General features: G+C 69.2%; 23 protein-coding genes, 1 tRNA gene and 1 pseudogene. 6 read left to right on the top strand and 19 right to left on the bottom strand.

Annotation, left to right across the window (positions count from 1 at the left end; genetic code table 11):
• Window positions 1-78: 78 nt before the first annotated feature.
• From ACWCXH_RS17545 to ACWCXH_RS17485, 13 genes and pseudogenes are all read right to left on the bottom strand, one after another.
• A complete protein-coding gene (locus ACWCXH_RS17545) occupies window positions 79-246 on the bottom strand; it encodes a hypothetical protein (protein WP_449802302.1) in 168 nt (55 codons plus the stop codon).
• Between the two features lie 3 nt (window positions 247-249).
• Window positions 250-435, bottom strand: coding sequence for a hypothetical protein (locus ACWCXH_RS17540; protein ID WP_449802301.1), 186 nt, complete (start codon window positions 433-435; stop codon window positions 250-252).
• Between the two features lie 283 nt (window positions 436-718).
• Entirely contained in the window at window positions 719-982 is a 264-nt protein-coding gene (locus tag ACWCXH_RS17535) for a diguanylate cyclase domain-containing protein (protein WP_449802300.1), read from the bottom strand.
• Window positions 983-1035: 53 nt separating this feature from the next.
• A pseudogene (locus tag ACWCXH_RS17530) lies at window positions 1036-1266 on the bottom strand (GGDEF domain-containing protein); the annotation flags it as partial.
• Between the two features lie 85 nt (window positions 1267-1351).
• Complete coding sequence (locus ACWCXH_RS17525; RefSeq protein WP_449802299.1) at window positions 1352-1882, bottom strand: DUF6197 family protein; 531 nt, start codon at window positions 1880-1882, stop codon at window positions 1352-1354.
• 23 nt (window positions 1883-1905) lie between these two features.
• Window positions 1906-2100 carry a hypothetical protein gene (locus ACWCXH_RS17520; RefSeq protein WP_449802298.1) on the bottom strand — a complete coding sequence of 65 codons (195 nt, stop codon included), beginning with the start codon at window positions 2098-2100 and terminating at the stop codon, window positions 1906-1908.
• Window positions 2101-2112: 12 nt separating this feature from the next.
• A complete protein-coding gene (locus tag ACWCXH_RS17515) occupies window positions 2113-2829 on the bottom strand; it encodes a DUF2637 domain-containing protein (RefSeq protein ID WP_449802297.1) in 717 nt (238 codons plus the stop codon).
• An 11-nt stretch (window positions 2830-2840) separates the two neighbouring features.
• On the bottom strand, window positions 2841-3053 hold the full coding sequence (locus ACWCXH_RS17510) for a hypothetical protein (RefSeq protein WP_449802296.1): 213 nt from the start codon (window positions 3051-3053) through the stop codon (window positions 2841-2843).
• Window positions 3054-3125: 72 nt separating this feature from the next.
• Window positions 3126-3290 carry a hypothetical protein gene (locus ACWCXH_RS17505; RefSeq protein ID WP_449802295.1) on the bottom strand — a complete coding sequence of 55 codons (165 nt, stop codon included), beginning with the start codon at window positions 3288-3290 and terminating at the stop codon, window positions 3126-3128.
• Window positions 3291-3422: 132 nt separating this feature from the next.
• The gene (locus ACWCXH_RS17500; protein ID WP_449802294.1) at window positions 3423-3623 is read right to left on the bottom strand and encodes a hypothetical protein; all 201 of its coding nucleotides are present in this window, start codon (window positions 3621-3623) and stop codon (window positions 3423-3425) included.
• A gap of 81 nt (window positions 3624-3704) precedes the next feature.
• A complete protein-coding gene (locus ACWCXH_RS17495; protein ID WP_449802293.1) occupies window positions 3705-5096 on the bottom strand; it encodes an FtsK/SpoIIIE domain-containing protein in 1392 nt (463 codons plus the stop codon).
• A gap of 5 nt (window positions 5097-5101) precedes the next feature.
• On the bottom strand, window positions 5102-5455 hold the full coding sequence (locus ACWCXH_RS17490; protein ID WP_449802292.1) for an SCO3933 family regulatory protein: 354 nt from the start codon (window positions 5453-5455) through the stop codon (window positions 5102-5104).
• 180 nt (window positions 5456-5635) lie between these two features.
• The gene (locus ACWCXH_RS17485; protein ID WP_449802291.1) at window positions 5636-6415 is read right to left on the bottom strand and encodes a GntR family transcriptional regulator; all 780 of its coding nucleotides are present in this window, start codon (window positions 6413-6415) and stop codon (window positions 5636-5638) included.
• An 18-nt stretch (window positions 6416-6433) separates the two neighbouring features.
• Between ACWCXH_RS17485 and ACWCXH_RS17480 the strand changes: the two genes are divergently transcribed.
• Entirely contained in the window at window positions 6434-6913 is a 480-nt protein-coding gene (locus tag ACWCXH_RS17480) for an NUDIX hydrolase (protein ID WP_449802416.1), read from the top strand.
• Window position 6914: 1 nt separating this feature from the next.
• Here the strand turns inward: ACWCXH_RS17480 and ACWCXH_RS17475 are convergent, their stop codons facing one another.
• The 3 genes from ACWCXH_RS17475 to ACWCXH_RS17465 all read right to left on the bottom strand — a co-directional run bounded on the left by ACWCXH_RS17475 (window position 6915) and on the right by ACWCXH_RS17465 (window position 10307).
• The gene (locus tag ACWCXH_RS17475) at window positions 6915-7859 is read right to left on the bottom strand and encodes a nuclease-related domain-containing protein (RefSeq protein WP_449802290.1); all 945 of its coding nucleotides are present in this window, start codon (window positions 7857-7859) and stop codon (window positions 6915-6917) included.
• A gap of 749 nt (window positions 7860-8608) precedes the next feature.
• Window positions 8609-9100 carry a HEPN domain-containing protein gene (locus ACWCXH_RS17470; RefSeq protein ID WP_449802289.1) on the bottom strand — a complete coding sequence of 164 codons (492 nt, stop codon included), beginning with the start codon at window positions 9098-9100 and terminating at the stop codon, window positions 8609-8611.
• Window positions 9084-10307, bottom strand: coding sequence for a DUF262 domain-containing protein (locus tag ACWCXH_RS17465; protein WP_449802288.1), 1224 nt, complete (start codon window positions 10305-10307; stop codon window positions 9084-9086). Before ACWCXH_RS17465 ends, ACWCXH_RS17470 begins: the two co-directional genes overlap by 17 nt.
• Window positions 10308-10702: 395 nt before the next feature.
• On the opposite strand from ACWCXH_RS17465, the gene ACWCXH_RS17460 reads away from it, so the two are divergent.
• Both ACWCXH_RS17460 and ACWCXH_RS17455 read left to right on the top strand, forming a co-directional pair.
• Window positions 10703-10783 (top strand) — tRNA-Val (locus ACWCXH_RS17460).
• Window positions 10784-10975: 192 nt separating this feature from the next.
• Complete coding sequence (locus ACWCXH_RS17455; protein ID WP_449802287.1) at window positions 10976-11668, top strand: VIT1/CCC1 transporter family protein; 693 nt, start codon at window positions 10976-10978, stop codon at window positions 11666-11668.
• A 221-nt stretch (window positions 11669-11889) separates the two neighbouring features.
• Here the strand turns inward: ACWCXH_RS17455 and ACWCXH_RS17450 are convergent, their stop codons facing one another.
• From ACWCXH_RS17450 to ACWCXH_RS17440, 3 genes are all read right to left on the bottom strand, one after another.
• Entirely contained in the window at window positions 11890-12771 is an 882-nt protein-coding gene (locus ACWCXH_RS17450) for a metallophosphoesterase family protein (protein ID WP_449802286.1), read from the bottom strand.
• An 84-nt stretch (window positions 12772-12855) separates the two neighbouring features.
• Window positions 12856-13140: a DUF4190 domain-containing protein gene (locus ACWCXH_RS17445; RefSeq protein WP_449802285.1), complete on the bottom strand. Its 285-nt coding sequence runs from the start codon at window positions 13138-13140 to the stop codon at window positions 12856-12858.
• A 49-nt stretch (window positions 13141-13189) separates the two neighbouring features.
• Window positions 13190-13345 (bottom strand): hypothetical protein, encoded by a 156-nt coding sequence (locus ACWCXH_RS17440; protein WP_363653256.1) that lies wholly within the window; start codon window positions 13343-13345, stop codon window positions 13190-13192.
• A gap of 103 nt (window positions 13346-13448) precedes the next feature.
• Here ACWCXH_RS17440 and ACWCXH_RS17435 point away from each other — a divergent pair, with 103 nt between their 5' ends.
• From ACWCXH_RS17435 to ACWCXH_RS17425, 3 genes are all read left to right on the top strand, one after another.
• Window positions 13449-14126 (top strand): TetR family transcriptional regulator, encoded by a 678-nt coding sequence (locus ACWCXH_RS17435; RefSeq protein WP_449802284.1) that lies wholly within the window; start codon window positions 13449-13451, stop codon window positions 14124-14126.
• A gap of 141 nt (window positions 14127-14267) precedes the next feature.
• The gene (locus ACWCXH_RS17430) at window positions 14268-15158 is read left to right on the top strand and encodes a trypsin-like peptidase domain-containing protein (RefSeq protein ID WP_449802283.1); all 891 of its coding nucleotides are present in this window, start codon (window positions 14268-14270) and stop codon (window positions 15156-15158) included.
• Window positions 15159-15298: 140 nt separating this feature from the next.
• On the top strand, window positions 15299-16792 hold the full coding sequence (locus ACWCXH_RS17425; RefSeq protein ID WP_449802282.1) for a S28 family serine protease: 1494 nt from the start codon (window positions 15299-15301) through the stop codon (window positions 16790-16792).
• Window positions 16793-16928: the final 136 nt, after the last annotated feature.

Here is a 16928-nt window from a genome sequence, read left to right as displayed (position 1 = left end):
TTGGTTGAGCACGGGGATCGTCTCCTCTGGGAGAGGGCCCCGGAGCCGGGCGAGTGAGCGGCTCCGGGGCGGAGCGGCTCAGGACGGGTTGGCGGAATTCGGGTGGCGGTCGATCCACTCCTCGGCGCAGACCTTGTGGACGGGCTTGCCGCGGCCGGAGCGGAGGTTGGTGGGCTTGTCGCAGACGCCGCAGGGGGCGGGCTTCTGGGCCCAGTGCTTGGAGTCGCGCCAGTCGAGGAGGGCCATCGGTCAGGCCGTCTTGGCGGTGGTAGCCAGCAGGCGGGCAACGGTGCCAGCGCCGAGGCAGGTCGGGCAGTTGACCGGGACGGTGTCGCGGGAGCCGTCGCGGAGGCGGACGCCGGTGGCGATCGCGACGGAGGCGAAGCCGGAGCAGTTCGGGCAGATCCGGGCCGGGGCGTGGTTGTGCTGCTGCATGATGGAGCTCTCCTTCGTGGGCTTCGGTTCGGGAAGGGGTTGCGGCCTCGGGGCGGCGGGATGCTTGGCGGCGTGTTGCCGCCCCGGGGCCGGTCTTGCTTGTCGGTGGTGCGAGTTACGGTCCTGCCGTGCGGCCGGCTTCCGAGGAATCCAGCTCTGTAGAGCAGCTGCCTCCCCGGCCTTGTCAGGGGGTGGTCCGGGACTTCACCGGGACCTAACCGGCGGTCGGGCTTTGCCGAGGGCCAAGAGGAACGCCTGCCAGCGCCGGCCGCACACCTTGGAGCTAGCGGCGGCGGGAGGTGCGGCCGTCGCGCTTGTGCGCGTACATGTCCCGGTCGGCGGAGGCGAGCGCGTCCGTGAGTGAGACGACCGGCAGCTCGGCGACGGGGCAGATGCCCACTGAGGCGGAGGCCGGGAGCATGGAGTCGGCGTACTGGACCGGCTGATTGAGGGCCGCGCGGAGCTCAGGGAGACGCGCGGGGCCGTCCAGGACGACGACGGCGAACTCGTCCCCGCCGAGGCGGGGGCGATGCCGGGGCGACCGCACCAGGCGGACAGGCGGGCGGCGGTGGCGGTAAGCACCGCGTCGCCGGCGGCGTGGCCGTAGGTGTCGTTAGTGGCCTTGAAGTCGTCCAGGTCGATCAGCAGCACCGAGGTGCGGTCCGGGTGGCGCTGGGTCAGGCGGTGGGCGCGGGCGGTGAAGCCGTCGCGGGTGTGGAGCCCGGTGAGCGGGTCGCGGCGGGCGGTGGCGAGGCGCTGGTTCAGCCAGGTGCCGTGGGTGGTCCATCCGATCAGCGGGACGGCGGCGGCAAAGATCGTGGGCAGATCCATGTGCGGTCCTTCGTGATGGGGGTGGTTGGGGTTGCGATCTCCGGGGCGGCGGGATGCTGGCGGCGTGTTGGCCGTCCCGGGGAGGTCAGAGGCCGAGGCGCTGGGCACGGGCGGCGGCCCGGTCGAGCAGCTGGTGAATGTCGGCCTGGCGGGTGGTGGGGCGGTCGTTGTACTCGTCCGGGGAGTGGACGGGGCGGCCCGTGGCGTGGAGGATCTCCATGAGCTGGACCCGGGCGGTCGTGACGGTGGCAGGGGTGCCGTAGCCGTTGGCGAGGACGGCGGCCTGGGCGCCGAGGAGGCAGACACGGCCGGCGGAGTCCCACATGGCGCCCTGGAGCCAGCCGAAGGCGTCGATGTAGCGGGAGGTGAGCCGGAGGTGGCCGGCGGCGCTCACCGGCACCGGGCGGGCCGGGCGGTGGGTGATCCGGTCGAGGAGCGTGAGCCGGGGTGCCGGGTAGCCGGCGTTCCAGGGCTGGACGGTGGAGCCGAGCGGCGAGACGTACGGGATCGCGATGCGGGCCGGGGTAGGCAGCGAGGCAAGGTACGCCTCGATCTCGGCGACGAGGCCGGAGCCGTCCACGGTGATCAGGGGCGGCAGGCGGACAGTGGTCGTCATGGTGAACTCTCCATTCTGGATCGCTACTTGCTGGTCTTGTTGATGACGCTCACGCCGTCGTGTGTCGTGTTGTCGATCAGCGGGGCGGCGGAGGTGTCGGCGAGGTAGAAGCCGAGGAGGACGAGCGCGGCGACGGCCCACCAGCGCAGCCGGAGGTGCCGGACGATGAGCCAGGCGACGATCGCGAGGACGACGATGAACGGCAGGTGGATGTTCACCAGGTGAACCCTTCAGGCGAGTTCGGCGACGAGTGCCGAGGCGAGCGGGTCTTTGACGCCGAGGCGGGCGCGGAGCGTGGCGGCGTCGATCGGGGTGCCGGTGCGGGTGCGGTGGTCATCGGCGACCTTGCGGGCGTGGTCGAGGAGGAAGGCTGGGACCGTGGGCACGGGGGCCGGTTCGGGGTCCGTGGTCGGCGCCGGGGCGGGAGCCGGTCCGATTGCCGGGACAGCCGCGGGCGGTGGGACGGGCGTCGGCTCGACCGCTGGTTCGGCGATCGGTTCGGCGACCGGGACGTAGAGCGGCTGGGCGTCGTCGGTCTCGGTGTCGTCCGGTTCCGGCTCGACCACCGGGGGTTCCTCGGCGGGCGCGACGGCTGAGTGGGCGAGCAGAGTGCCGCCGAGGAAGGCGGCGGCGGGCCAGCCGGCGACCAGGACGCGGAGCCAGGCTGGGGCGTTGCCGAGGTCGAGCAGCCCGGCGGTGCCGACGTTGGCGCCGAGCGAGGCCGCCAGGGCGATGACGAACCAGCACCAGGCGAGCCGACGGGCGGTTCCGGAGCGCATCCGGCGCCAGGCGGCGACGAGTAGAAGATCGACGGACACCGGGTAGGCCCAGGACTTCCAACCGGTCTGACCTGCGGCATCGGCAAGGTCGTGCAGGTGGGCGAAGGAGAGAGCGGCGGCGATCACCGCCTGCGCCAGTACGGCGTCCAGTTTTGGGAGTCGGCGCACGGCGAGCCCCGTCAGAACTGGTTCTTGTCGAGGGTGAAGAACAGGACCGCGCCGCCGGTCAGCGCCGACTGGTGTCGCGTCAGCTGCGCAATCGCCAGGTTGAAGATGTCGACGCGGGTCATCCCGGGCGTGGGGTTGATGGTGTCGGAGAAGGTCCCGAGGGCGGTCTCTCCGTGCGTGGTCTTCTGCATCGTGAGGACGCAGTGGTAGGTGTCCTGCTTCATGGCTTGTCTCCCATGTGGAGTGCAGGCCGGGAGGTGATTTGGTGGTCGACCGCCCGGCCCGGTGGGCTGGTGCTACTTGGCGCTCTTCTGCCGATGGGTCGCGGTGAGGTAGAGGCGACGCTGGCCGGGGTCCGTGGCGGGGTACTCCTTGACGTCGTGCACGTGCCACATCCGGCAGAGGTCGGCGACGATGAGCGGAACGTCGTTGATGCCGCAGGTCACGCGGATTTCGATCACAGCGACGCCTGCAGGGCGATGCCGGTGCCGAGGCAGTCGAGGCAGGTGGCTTCCTGCTCGGCGATCCGGTGGCGGCGGGCGCCCCGGCCGGCGTAGACGGTCTCGGTGATCTGGCCGGTGCCCTTGCAGGGCTCACAGGGCGTGGTCTTCGGCGGCGCGGGCCTCGCGGGCGATCTGCGCGGCGTCGCGGTCGTCCGGGTTGGCCTTGGCGATGCGCTCCAGGATGTTGGCCTTCTCGGCGAGCAGCGGGCCGGTGTCGGCGTCGTCGTTGCGGGTGGCCTTGACGCGGCCGAGGAAGGCGCCGATCTCGGCGATGGACGGCTTGCGGGGCATGGCTGTGGCTCCTCTTGTCAGGGCGTGGCGGGGTAGGGACTTGGCGCGAAGCGGTCGCGTCGGCCGGTTGGTGAGGTGCCGCTACTTGCTGAGCGAGACGGGCATCAGGTCCGGCGGCGTCGAGGGCCCCGGCGGGATGATGACCGGGCTGGCGACCTGCGGGCGGAAGGCCGCCAAGCGGTCCAGGTCGGGCGTGAGGTGCGCGAACTCGGCGCAACGCTCGGCGACTTCGGCGAGCGAGCGGTACGGCGTGCGGATCTCGGACCACATGCCGGAGGTGTCGCCGGCGACCGCCGTGCCGGGCATGTCCGGGCTGATCCGGGTGGAGGCCGCGACGGCGGCGTCGGAGATGTCCCCGAGCCCCATCTTCGCCGTCTCCAGGTCGTTGACCCGGTGGACGGTACGGCCGGTGAGCTGGGAGCGGAGCAGGGTCGCGCCCTTGCCCAACTCGGATCCGAAGCGCTGACCAGCGATCTCCAGGTAGATGCCGGCGGCGCGGGCGAGTTGGGCGAGTCGGATGAGCGCGGTGACGATCTGGTTCCGCCGCTCCTCATCGGCCCTGCTGGCCACGAGGAAGAGTTCGGCGATCTCGTCCACCAGGACGACGATCGGCACCGGCCGGATCTTCTCGGGCAGGCCCCAGATGTCGGCGGTCAGGTCCTCGGCCGCGACCGATCCGGGAACACCCTGGTGGTCGCGGATGAGGTCGTACCGGTCGTCCATCTCGACCAGCAGCGCTAGGAGCAACCCGAGCGCCTCGCCCTGGTCGGTGGCCAGTGCGGACAGCCTCGGCGCAAAGGGGCGCTGCTCGACGCCACGCTTGCAGTCGATCCCGACCAGGGCAACCGCCTGTGGGGCGAGGTCGTGAACCAGGTTGCGAGTGAACATCGACTTGCCGGACTGGTTGGCGCCGAGGTTCAGCCCGTTCGGAGCCTGCCGGTAGTCCCGGTGGTGCACGGTTCCATCGGCGCGCAATGCGACCGGAACCCGCAGCAGCTCACGGGACTTGGTCCGGCGCGGCATGCGCACATTGCGCAGCACGTCAAAGCCGACTATCCGTAGCTCCACCACGCTGGCCTTGACTTCCGAGACGTGTACCGCGTGGACTCCCCAGGCGTGCCGCAGACGCTCCGCCGCATTGACGATGTCCTCCGTCTGCTGGCCCCGGGCGAGCCGGAACCGGACCCGCAGGCCGGTCGAATTCGCCCGCATTCCATGGACCTTCGGCATCGCGGGCTTGGCCGGCTGGTTGGTGGCGGACGAAGCCATGGCGCGCCAGAACGAGGGTTCCACGGTCAGCCCGCAGGCCTCCATGACGTTCTCGAAGTCGTGCCGGATGCGGTGGATGGTCAGCGGGAGGCCGACGGTCGCCCAGTAGGTTCGGGGCAGCTTGGCCTTGGCGTAGAGGGCGCCGGAGCCGACAGCGGCAGCGGGGACGCCCAGTTCCAGGAGCGCCGTCGTCAGGCTGTTCACGGCGATCAGGCGTTCGCGCCGGCGAGGACCGGGGCGGCGACCGTCACGGCGTCGGCCCGGAAGGCAATGCCGGAGCGCTTCTGGCCGTTGAACTCGTTCTCCCACGGCCGGGCGATGAGCCGGGTGAGGGTGACCAGCATGCCAGGCACCAGTCCTTCCGGGATGCCCGGCTGCGGCACGGTCAGGGACAGGATGTCGGCCTCACCGTTGGCCACGAACGTGACGTCCAGGGTGACCAGCGGTGCGCCGGTCTCGGCGTCCATGGCCATCTCGCCGGTCCGGCGGTCCTTGAGCTTCGGGCGGGGCGCCTGGGCGACCATCACCAGCGCGGCGGTCGTGTCGACGGGGATGAAGCGCATGCTCTGGCTCCTTCATCGGGCACCTGGGCCACAGCGCAGCCGGGTGCGTCTCCTCTAACGGAGAAGATCTCATGCACTCATGTACATGAGCTGATGGATAGAAGAGTGCCTGACTCCTGTACATGAGTCAACCCGCCGCGAGAAAGAATCTGGCGACGGGTTGCGAGGGCTGAGCGAACGTCAGTCGCGCGCAGGGAAGCGGTAGTCCAGAACGAACTGGTCAGCGGCCATCACCGTGTCGCAGACCTCCACGACGCGGCCGGCGTCCGTGATGGCATCCCGGACGAGATGGATCACGGGAGAGCCGGGGCTCAGCGCCAGTGCGGCCGTCTCCGCCTTGGTGGCCAGACGGGCCCGGACGGTCTCGGTGAACTCGGCCAGCCGGTGGCCGTGCTCCTCCAACCTTGCGTAGATGCCACCGCCGCCGGGGTTCTCGGCGAAGGTCTCCGGGATGTCCTTGACCACGTCCCACGGCAGGTAGGAGGTGGCCTCCTCAGTCGGCGTTCCGTCGCGGAAGTACCGCCGCTTACGGGCCAGCACCTTCGAGCCGACGGGCACGTTCAACCGCTCGGCGATCTCTTCCGGGGCATCGACCGGCCCGACGAAGAGCACGTTCACGGAGGGCTTGCCGCCGGACTGCTCGGCCTCGGCCAGGTAAGCCGCCTTGCCGGCGAGCCGGTGCGTGCGGCGGAAACGGTCCGAGGACTTGCGCTGTACCGGGGGGCGGGAGCGGACGAAGGAGCCGCGGCCGTGGTGCGTCTCGATCAGCTGCGTCGTCCGTAGCTCTGCGACGGCCTTGCGGACCGTGCCGGAGGCCACCCCGTAGCGCTCCATGAGTTCGGCTTCACTTGGGATCGCCGCGCCGGGAGCCAGGACCCCGGACCGGATCTGCGACGCCAAGTCGTCCGCGATCTGCTGGTACTTTGCTTTCGCCGTCGATGCGGCCTCGCCACTCGCCATGGTGCTTGCAGGTCTCCTATTCTCCTGTACATGAGTACCAACCCCCCACTTCAACCGTCAACGCCCCTCCACTCCGTGTCTGTGGCGGGCGCGGTGGTGCGCGAGGACGGCCGGATTCTCGCGATTCAGCGGGCCGACAACGGCACCTGGGAACCGCCCGGCGGAGTGCTGGAGCTCTCGGAGACGGTCGAGGACGGCGTGCGCCGCGAGGTGTACGAGGAAACCGGAATCAAGGTCTCGGTGGAACGGCTCACCGGGGTCTACAAGAACGTGACCCGTGGCATCGTCGCCCTGGTCTTCCGGTGCCACCCTGAGGGCGGCAGCGAGCAGCTGTCGGACGAGTCGACGGCCGTTGCCTGGCTCACCCCGGAAGAGATTGCCGACCGCATGGGCGAGGTCTACGCGGTCCGCCTGCTCGACGCCGTCCAGGGTGACGCGGCCCCGCATGTCCGGACGCACGACGGCCGGACACTCATCGACATGCCGCAGGCGAGCTGAGTCAGCGGGCCTTCCTGCTCCGCTTGCCCATCTGGCTCCAGACATGGCGGTGGCGAGCGATGGTGAAGATCCGATCCACCCTGTTCGGGGACAGCACCGCCGGTTGGGCGGGCAGGACAGCGGCGATCTGCTCACCGTCGATGACTGTCACCCCAGGCGTTGCCCCGAGCGTGATCTTCTGGGCACCGACAACGGCGATGACCGGGTGAACGGGGACCTCGAAGCCGCACCACTCGGACAACAGCTTGGCAGTGCGGTTGGCCTCGAACTCGGAGTTCTCCAAGTACGGGAAGCCGTTGCGGTTCACCTTCACGACCTTGTCACCGACCCAGACGGTAGCCCCCGGGTGGTGCTTCGAGTTGACCGTGAAGACGCCCGGCGGGCCAATAACCACGTGGTCGATGTCGGACCCGGACGGCAGGGGCACCCCGTGCAGGACCCGCCAGCCGGCGGCCTTCAGCGGCTCCAGGCGGGCTCCGACGAACTGTTCGCCCTCCAAGCCGCGCAGCGTGCTCGAATCGCCGAGGCGTTGACGGGAGAGCTTGGCCGCGAGGCGGACGAGCAGCTTGTACTTCTCCTCACCCTGGCGCACCAGGCTCTCTAACCCCGCGCCGGGCAAGTTCCGTGCGAGGTCGTCCTCTTCCCGCATCGGAGGGAGGAACGGGACTTCTGCCCGAGGCTGCGGCACCGGAGCCGGGGTTGTCTTCGCGGGTTGCTTCTTCTCTGCTCTGCGTCGAACGGTGCGCGGTGGTACGTGACTACCGAAGGATCGGCACCACTCTTCAACCTTGGCCACTGCGAGCGTCTCGAACTCGGGGATGTCGACCGTGACGACGCCGGTCTTGCAGTCTAACCAAGCCACCGAATCGCCGCGGGCGCCAGCCTTGTTGACGTAGAGGCGCTCTTTCCCCGGCACGCGCCAAGGCTTGACCACCAGCTCCGTCATGCGTCCCCCTCCGCCATGCCCTCCCTGACCAAGGTCAGCATGCCCACGTAGCGATCGGCAGGAACGCGGAGAGCCAGCCGGCCAGGCAAGTTCAGCCAGCGGCCAGGAGTACAAGGCGAGGGGAGTCGAGGGAAGGGTGTGCGTAAAAATCTTCTCTACGGGTTCAAGGCGCCTCGCTCCGCTCGGCGGGGAGGTGGACGGAGCCCAAGGGGAAGGCACATCACGGCGGATCGGAGATCCGGCGTCGATTCCCAGCCTCCTGAACTACTCGAAGAGCAGCCTCACACAAGGTTCGGGGTGCCGCGCACAGCGCGGGCGGCGCCGGCCTTCCTCCGGCGCGCGCCCCGCCTCCTGTCTGCGCCCCGGCTGGGGCTTCGCCGTCGTCGGCCGCGCCCGATGGGCGGAAAGCTAAGGCCGGGGCGGTACGGACAAGACAAGACTTCCCCCGCAGCGGAGGAGGGTGCGCAAGGTGCAGGTCAGAACCAACCCCACCGGGGCCGGGGTGGGCGGCTGCGCGGTTTTACCCACCTCTCCGGGCGGGGACCCGCGTCGAGCAAGACCGGGGGGCCACTCGGCCAAATTGCGGTCAGGCCCAAAGAGCCCTGACCGAGTCGCAACAGCTTACGGCCCCCGATCATGCTCGACCCCAGACCGGACAGGACACCGGCCAAAACCGCTCCACCGCCCGCGATGGCCGCGCGCACCTTGTTTCCGCCCGGCCCGGAAGCCCTCGCCCCTCCCTGGCGCAGTCATTTAATCATTCGAGCAATAACCCATCCATGTATTCCATCCACAAGATTCTTGTAGTTGGTCACATTCATCTTGCCACCGCTGTAGCTCTGCCCATGGGCCACCTTGTTCCTAACTCCGAGAAGCAGGCCCAGATCCTTCCTCCTGTCCTGCTGGTCCAAGAAATTCTTGATCTCACTCGCCCAAGGCTCACCAAATCTTGCTATTAGCTTTTCGAGAGCCTCTGGAGTTAGATTGGGCGATTTCTTCCACCAGGAAATGGCAAAATTCCCGCCAGGGCCGCCGGTGGAACTCGCCAGATAGCCCGAGATCGCCTCAAACATGAGCTGCTCAAGAAAACCCGACATGCGGATACACATGTACTTATGCAAGTCTTCCTGGAGCGCGATATCAACAGCGCTCAAGCTTTGGTTGTAGCGTGCATACGTTGAGTCAAGCTCGGACTTGATCGAAGCGATCCGCTTCCTGGTTTCGTCAGCCCTCGTTGGCACCGAACGCCTCTCGGAAAGCGCTGACCGACACAGTGAGACGAGTCTTCACCTGCTCCGAGTGTGAGGTGCTCTCATAGATCGCTTTTCGATAGGCGGAATCGTCCATTAGTGCGTCGAGCGCCACACGGGTCTTGGCTGCAGTCCCGATCAGACCTTCGGACAAAACCGTCATCAGGCCAGCCAGTACAGCGTCCGTGTGAGCAGCATTGACCTGTCGGCCTCCGATCCTGAGCGCATCTCGCTGAGATGCCCCCCAGAGCAAAGAGCAAGCCGTAGCAAACCAATTCCGGATCTGCTCAGCCGATGCCGGGAGGGAATTCTGATGCTTGTCCAGATATTCATTCAGGAACTTAGCCATAGGAGGCTTGAACTGCTGGTCTCCAGACACCGTAGGCATTAGAGCCAATGCCCGCAGGATGAGTTCGTGATCCTTCAGGTCGCGATTATGAGGGCCGAACAGGTTGCGCCAATCGGGATTTTGATTGAGATCCCGAACGAAGTTCACGGTCTTTCCGGCGTAGAGCGCCACGCGAATCTGCTGCGGGCGGAGATTTGTTCCTCCGCTATTAATCCGCTCAAACAATGCATAGACGGCACTCTGTCCCTTGTCGGGCTTAGGGACGACGATCGTCGCCTGAATGAACGTGTTGTCGAACAGGCGCTTCGCCGCTTCTGGAAGCGTGTCGTAGGTAAGCCCACTGAACTGGTCGCCGACATATCGGAGAGAGAACCGACGGTGCCCAGAAGCGGTTCGGTATTTGCTATTTTGAAAGGCGTGGAGGGTGGTAAGGCGCTGCTGGCCGTCGAGAACTAGGTACTTCCGGCTCGGGAGCTCGACGAGAAAGATCCCAGGTACAGGATATCCCAAAAGAATCGACTCGATAAATCGGTCCATCTGGCGCTTTTTCCACACCAGGCCGCGCTGAAATCCTTCGAAGCCATCGATATCGGCTGGCGAAGCTGGCTCAAACGTGGGAATGATGAATGTGTTGTTGCTGAGTCGACGCACTAGCCCGTCTACATCGAAGTCGGCTCCGAAGTAGCGGAGTGATTCTTCGGCTGGCGCCGGCTCAGCGTCTACCTCCTCCGACTCAGGGTCGAAGACCTCCGACGCCTCGTTCACGGCGCTCTCTTCGGGGTCCTCACTGGCTGCGCCAGCTTCGTGCTCCAGGGCTGACAGCTCATCGTTGTCCGAGAAGTCGCTCATGCCCGGAGCGTAGCGGGTACCGACGGGCCAGGCGGCGGTGTTCAGCAGACTCAGAACTAATATCTTGCTCGGCAAGCTGCGTCTGTGGCTGAGGGAGCCCAACGATGCCCGTAGCGCCTGTTCACTTCCGATCCCGGCCGAGTGTCTAACTGCGCTACAACGGGCGCGCACGCCGGCGGACGGCCACGGACGCTCCGGGACCGTTCGGGCAGGTCAGGGGCAGTGATCGCCAAGGTCGGAGGGGAGGCCGAGTTGCTTCGGGACGAAGATGCCGTGGAGTCAACTCCCCTCGACCCGGAGTCGTCGGCTTCCGTGCCACTGCCGTGCCAGATCCAGCGGTATGTGGCGGTGAGTCGCGGGCGCCGACGGTGCGGTGGCCAGGGAGCGGGCAGCGTGGGCGGGCAGCAGGTCGGTGCGAGCAGCCGGGCGCTGCTCTTACAAAGCAGATGTCGGCGGTTCGAAACCGTCCGCGCCCACCCCTTGAACGGATAGAAGCAGGCAAGGCCCAGGTCAGGAGCATGATCCGACCTGGGCCTTCGTGCGTTCGGCGATCCGGTTGCGCCTTCGTACGGCCTCGTGGGAGAAGGCGACTCCAAAAATCTCCTAAACGATCACGCGTGGTGGCAGGGTCCCCTGGGCCGGGTGAGGATCGGGGGGAGGTGGTGGGTGTGGAAGAGTCGCGGGCGGTGTTGTCGGCACGGTTGAACTGGTTGCGGGCGGCGGTGCTCGGGGCCAATGACGGCGTGGTGTCGACGGCGGGGATCGTGACGGGTGTCGCGGGGGCGGCGGGTTCGCGGGCGGCGTTGCTGGCGGCCGGGGTGGCGGGGCTGCTCGCGGGGGCGATGTCGATGGCGGCCGGTGAGTACGTGTCGGTCAGCGCCCAACGGGACACCGAGCGGGCCGCGTTGGCGAAGGAGCGGCGTGAGCTCGCGGAGGATCCGGAGGGGGAGCTCGACGAGCTGACGGATTACTACCGCGGCAGCGGGCTCACGGACGGGCTCGCGCGCGAGGTGGCGGTGGCGCTGACCGAGCGCGACGCGCTCGCCGCGCACGCACAGACCGAGCTCGGCATCGACCCGCGGGCGCTGACCAATCCGTGGCAGGCGGCGCTGGCGAGTGCCGCCGCGTTCACCCTCGGGGCGCTGGTCCCGTTGCTGGCGGTGCTGTTGCCGTCCGAGTCGTGGCGGCTCCCGGTGACGGTGGCGGCGGTGGTGGCGGCGCTGACGCTGTCGGGGTGGGCGAGCGCCCGGCTCGGCGAGGCCGGCCCGGCGCGGGCGGTGCTGCGCAACGTCGCGGGCGGGCTGCTGGCGATGGCGGTGACGTACAGCGGGGGCGTGCTGCTGGACCACTTCACCGGGTGACGGCGCCGGTCCGCTCGGGAGGCGGGCCGGCACGGCCGGCTTCGGCGTAGTCGTCTCCGGTCCGGCCACTTCCGCCCCGGCGTGTCGCGGCCCGCTCGTACTCCTCCGGGAGTAGCTCAACTGCCTCTGCCGGTGGGGCGCGCTCTGCCGGTGGGGCGCGATCGCAACGGACTGACCCGCGGGGGCCGGCCCAAGGGCGTGGACCGGTCCGACGCCCGCCGTCAGCCCGCCGGCTGCGGGAGCACCTCCCGCAGCAGCGGGTTCGGCAGGCCGCGGCGCCGCCACTCGCGCGGGTAGCCGAGCGAGACCTCCTCGAAGGGCACGCCGTCGTAGCTGGTCTTCCGGGGGATGTGGAGGTGACCGTAGATCATCGCGGCGGTGTTGAAGCGGCGGTGCCAGTCGGCGGTCAGCTCGGTGCCGCACCACTGGGCGAACTCGGGGTACCAGAGGATCTCGGTGGGGTGACGGACCAGCGGGTAGTGGTTGACCAGGACGAGCGGCAGGTCCGGGTCACAGGCCGCGAGCCGCTGCTCGGTCAGCCGGACGCGCTCGCGGCACCAGGAGTCGCGGTCCGGGAACGGGTCCGGATGGAGCAGCCGTTCGTCCGCGCACACGATGCCGCTCTCGTAGGCGGCCGCCAGGGACTCCTCCTTGGTGGTCGTGCCGGGCGCACGGAAGGAGTAGTCGTAGAGGAGGAAGAGCGGGGCGACGGTGACCGGCCCGCCGACGCCCTGCCAGACCGGGTACGGGTCCTCGGGGGTGAGCACCCCGAGCCGGCGGCACATGGCGACCAGGTGTTCGTAGCGGGCGACGCCGCGCAGCTGGACGGGGTCCTCGGGGTGGGTCCACAGCTCGTGGTTGCCGGGGGCCCACACCACGCGGGCGAAGCGTTCGGCGAGCAGTCCGAGCGCCCACTCGATGCTGGTGGAGAGCTCGGCGACGTCACCGGCGACGATCAACCAGTCGTCGGGGCCGGTGGGTCGGAGCTTCTCCACCAGGCCGCGGTTCTCCTCGTAGGAGATGTGCAGGTCGCTCACGGCGAGCAGGCGCCCGCCCGCCGCGCCGCTCCCCGGCTGCGCCCCGCTGTCGTACTCGATCGTCACTCCCGCCCCCTGTGGTCACCGGTCGATGCCGCCACAGTACGGGGCGGGCCGGGTCCGCGGGGTGGAACCGGAGAGCCCGGCGGCTCAGGAACCGAACTCCATGATCACGCCGTGTGCCGAGACGGTGGTGGCGGCGAAGACGGCCAGTGCGGCGATGCCGAGCACGAGGCCGAGGATCGCCCGGCCGCGCCGGCGGGTGCCGCGGACCAGGGCGAGCGTGGCGAGGACGATGGCGAGCGGTCCGAGGACGATGTTGAAGATCAGCAGGCCGGGGAGGCCGAGCAGGAAGGAGGCGACGGCGAGGTTGTCGGCCTCGGCGGCGGTCCCGCGGCCGGTGGCGGCGGGCCGGTGATCGGTGACGGTGCTCATGGCGGTGGCTGGTCCTCTCCGGTGAAAGGCGCTGGGGACGGCAGGGGGCTCAGCGCTGCCGCAGACGGGCGAGGCCCTCGCGGGCGCCGAAGGCGAGCAGCCAGGCGGTGATGGCGGCGGAGGCGGTGAGGAAGACCGGGAGCGAGGTGTGTGCGGCGGCGCCGATCACGACACCCATGGCGACGAGGGCGGAGAGCAGGATCACGGTCGGCCCGTCCTTTCCGGTTTCGGTTGACAAGTGTTCACTGAGTCGTCCTCACTCTACGCCGGGCTGGCCAGGTTCAGCAAACAGTTGTTTACTGAATGGCGTGAATCACATCGAGGGGGCCGAGCCGGCCCGGAGTGCAGAAGCCGAGCAGTCCCGGAACGTCGGCGTCAGACAGGCCCAGAAGCAGCAGAGCCGCCGGGCGTTGCTGGACGCCGGGCTGCGCCTGCTGGCCGATCAGAACCTCGCGAGCCTCGGCGTCCGCGAGGTCACCCGCGCTGCCGGCCTCTCGCCGGCCGCGTTCTACCGGCACTTCCCGGACCTCGCCGCGCTCGGCGTCGCGCTGGTCGAGGAGTCGCTGGCCAGTCTGCACCTGATGATCCGCTCGGTGCTCGTCGGGGCGGGCGGCGCCGAGGAGCTGATCGACCGTGCGGTCGAGGTCATCCGGCGGCACGTCCGGGAGAACCGCGCGCACGTCCGCTTCCTCGCGCGTGAGCGGCACGGCGGCGTCCGGCGGGTGCGGGAGGCGATCGACGCCGAACTCGGCCGTTTCGCCGCCGAGGTGGGCGCGGCCCTCGGGCTCCAGCCGGTCTCGGCGGGCTGGAGCGAGGACGACCTGCGGATGCTCGCCGAGTTGTACGTGGACCACATGGTGTCCACGGCGGCCGCCTTCCTGGAGGCACAGGAGGCCGATCCGGCCCGCGAGGAGCGGATCGCCGCGACGGCCCGGCTGCAGTTGCGCCTGATCAGCCTCGGTCGGCGTCACTGGCAGGGGAGTTGAGCGCGCCGGTCGGCCCGAATCGGTGACCGCGGCCGGGGTGTGCCCCGGCCCTCCCGGGTGACCTCTCCACGGCGGCGGACCTCTTGACATTGCGTCATGTCCGCGACAGCTTTGGTGGACCCCCACACCGAGAGGTCTCTCATGAGGAAGCCGCTCATAGGCATGCTCGCCGCGGTCCTGGTCGCCGGAGCCACCGCACTGGCCGGAGTCGGCCCTGCCCACGCCACGGCCGCCGACGCCGCGACCACGGTCACCAAGGCTGCGCACACCGCGCACACCGCGACCGCCCCGGCGCTCGCCGCCGTCGACTTCACCGGCACGGTGGCGCTCGACAACTGTTCCGGCTCGCTGGTCCGGATGCCCGGTTCGGCCGACAGTGACCCCGCGCTGGTCCTGTCGAACGGCCACTGCCTGGAGTCCGGCATGCCCGGCCCCGGCCAGGTGGTCACCGACCAGCCGTCCAGCCGGACGTTCACCCTGCTCGACGGCTCGGGCGCCGACCTTGGCACGCTGAACGCCGTCAAGGTGGTCTACGGCGCCATGACCGACACCGACGTGTCGATCTACCAGCTCGACTCCAGCTACGACGCGATCCGGGCGCAGTTCGGGATAGCCCCGCTGACCATCTCCGCCGACCACCCCGCCCAGGGCGCCGACATCCGGGTCGTCTCCGGTTACTGGAAGCGGATCTACTCCTGCTCGGTCGACGGCTTCGCGTACCAGCTGCGGGAGGCCGACTGGACGTTCAAGGACTCGGTCCGCTACACCTCCGGTTGCAACGTGATCGGCGGCACCTCGGGCTCGCCGGTGGTCGACGCGAACACCGGTCTCCTGGTCGCCGTCAACAACACGATCAACGAGAACGGCCAGTCCTGCACGCTGAACAACCCGTGCGAGGTCGACCAGGCCGGCGCGGTGACGGTCCACCAGGGCATCGGCTACGCCCAGGAGACGTACATCATCCCGCCCTGCTTCGGTGCCGGGAACCAACTCGACCTCACCCTGCCCGGCTGTGTCCTGCCCCGCCCCTGACCGGCACCTTTCCCGATGGGTCGCCCGCCACCCGGCGGGTGGCCCATTCGGCCGTCCACCGGACGGCCACCGCACCACCAGCACCGCAGAGTTAGTGCCGACAAGGCAGCTGTCATATCCGTTGACCAGATGGAGAGTTGATGAGCACCCGGAGCACCAGGTTCAGAAGACTGCTGGTTTCCGCCCTGCTGATACCGCTGCTGACCGCCGGCGGCGGCCTGGCGGCCCCGGCGTTCGCGCAGGGCGCGGCCGCGGGCGCCGCCCACGCGCAGCGCGACGTCGCCGCCGACCCGACCGCGGACATCAAGGACCGCCTCGCGGCGATCCCGGGGATGGCCATCACCGAGGAGAAGCCGACCGACGCCGACCACCGCTACTTCCTCCTCACCTACACCCAGCCGATCGACCACTTCCGCCCCTGGCTGGGCACCTTCCAGCAGCGCATCAGCGTGCTGCACCGCGGCTACGACCGTCCGACCGTCTTCTACACCAACGGCTACACGCTGGGCACCACGCCCTCGCGCACCGAGCCGACCCGGCTGGTCGACGGCAACCAGGTCTCCATCGAGTACCGGTTCTTCACCCCGTCGCGCCCGGAGCCGGCGGACTGGTCCAAGGCCGGCATCCGCCAGGCGGCCGCGGACTCGCACCGGATCGTGACCGCGCTCAAGGAGATCTACCAGCGCGAGTGGCTCTCCACCGGCGCCAGCAAGGGCGGGATGTCCTCCACCTACTACCGCCGGTTCTACCCGGACGACGTGGCGGGCACGATCGCCTACGTCGCGCCGAACAACACCGACGTGGACGACGACGCGCCGTACACCGAGTTCTTCCAGCGCGTCGGCACCCCCGAGTGCCGGGCCGCGCTCAACGCCGTCCAGCGCGAGCTGCTGGTGCGCCGGGACCGGCTGGCGCCCCGGTACGAGGCCGACAACAAGGCCGCCGGCTCCACCTTCAACGTCATCGGGTCGCTGGACCGGGCCTACGAGGGCAGCGTGCTCGACGTGGTCTGGGGCTTCTGGCAGTACAGCATGGAGTCCGACTGCGCCAAGGTCCCGGTGGCGGCCACCGCGACCGACGACGAGCTGTACAAGTGGTTCGACGCGCAGGAGGGCGTGACCAGCGCCAGCGACCAGGGCCTCGCGAAGTACACCGCGTACTACTACCAGGCCGCGACCGAGCTCGGCGCGCCGTACTTCGACGTCTCGTACCTGAAGGACCTCCTGCGCTACGACTACAAGGAGCTGTACTCGCCGCGCGCGTACGTGCCCAAGGAGATCCCGACGACCTTCAACCCGAAGGCGATGCCCGACATCGACCGCTGGGTGAAGCACCACGCCGAGCGGATCATCTTCGTCTACGGCGGCAACGACCCGTGGGGCGCCAAGCCGTTCGAGCTGGGCCGGGGCAGTGAGGACAGCTACGTCTACACCGTCCCGGGCGGCAACCACGGCTCCAACATCGGCAAGCTGCCGGCCGACGAGTCGGCCGAGGCGACCGCCAAGGTGCTGGAGTGGGCCGGTCTGGCCGGCGACCAGGACACCGCTCGCTCGCTCGCGAAGTCGCAGCAGCAGATCCCGCCGTTCGGCCCGCTCGACGAGGAGGGCCAGAAGCTGGAGCGCCACCCGCTGTAGCCCGAACGCGTCACCACAGGGCCGCCCCCGGACCGGATCCGGGGGCGGCCCTCGCGCATCCGGGGACGGCCCTCGCCCGCCCGGAAGCCGTCCTCGCGCACCCGGGGCCCGCCGCGGCGACCCCTCCCCGAAGCGA

This window comes from Kitasatospora sp. NPDC001660 (assembly GCF_053596725.1).
Note: the sequence above shows the minus strand (reverse complement) of the source record. Positions and strands in the feature narration are given on the sequence as shown.

Coding starts and splice junctions, on each gene's coding strand:
- ACWCXH_RS17545 (WP_449802302.1), bottom strand. CDS start 246: ATGGCCCTCCTCGACTGGCGCGACTCCAAGCACTGGGCCCAGAAGCCC.
- ACWCXH_RS17540 (WP_449802301.1), bottom strand. CDS start 435: ATGCAGCAGCACAACCACGCCCCGGCCCGGATCTGCCCGAACTGCTCC.
- ACWCXH_RS17525 (WP_449802299.1), bottom strand. CDS start 1,882: ATGACGACCACTGTCCGCCTGCCGCCCCTGATCACCGTGGACGGCTCC.
- ACWCXH_RS17510 (WP_449802296.1), bottom strand. CDS start 3,053: ATGAAGCAGGACACCTACCACTGCGTCCTCACGATGCAGAAGACCACG.
- ACWCXH_RS17500 (WP_449802294.1), bottom strand. CDS start 3,623: ATGCCCCGCAAGCCGTCCATCGCCGAGATCGGCGCCTTCCTCGGCCGC.
- ACWCXH_RS17490 (WP_449802292.1), bottom strand. CDS start 5,455: ATGCGCTTCATCCCCGTCGACACGACCGCCGCGCTGGTGATGGTCGCC.
- ACWCXH_RS17485 (WP_449802291.1), bottom strand. CDS start 6,415: ATGGCGAGTGGCGAGGCCGCATCGACGGCGAAAGCAAAGTACCAGCAG.
- ACWCXH_RS17475 (WP_449802290.1), bottom strand. CDS start 7,859: ATGACGGAGCTGGTGGTCAAGCCTTGGCGCGTGCCGGGGAAAGAGCGC.
- ACWCXH_RS17465 (WP_449802288.1), bottom strand. CDS start 10,307: ATGAGCGACTTCTCGGACAACGATGAGCTGTCAGCCCTGGAGCACGAA.
- ACWCXH_RS17445 (WP_449802285.1), bottom strand. CDS start 13,140: ATGAGCACCGTCACCGATCACCGGCCCGCCGCCACCGGCCGCGGGACC.
- ACWCXH_RS17430 (WP_449802283.1), top strand. CDS start 14,268: ATGAGGAAGCCGCTCATAGGCATGCTCGCCGCGGTCCTGGTCGCCGGA.
- ACWCXH_RS17425 (WP_449802282.1), top strand. CDS start 15,299: ATGAGCACCCGGAGCACCAGGTTCAGAAGACTGCTGGTTTCCGCCCTG.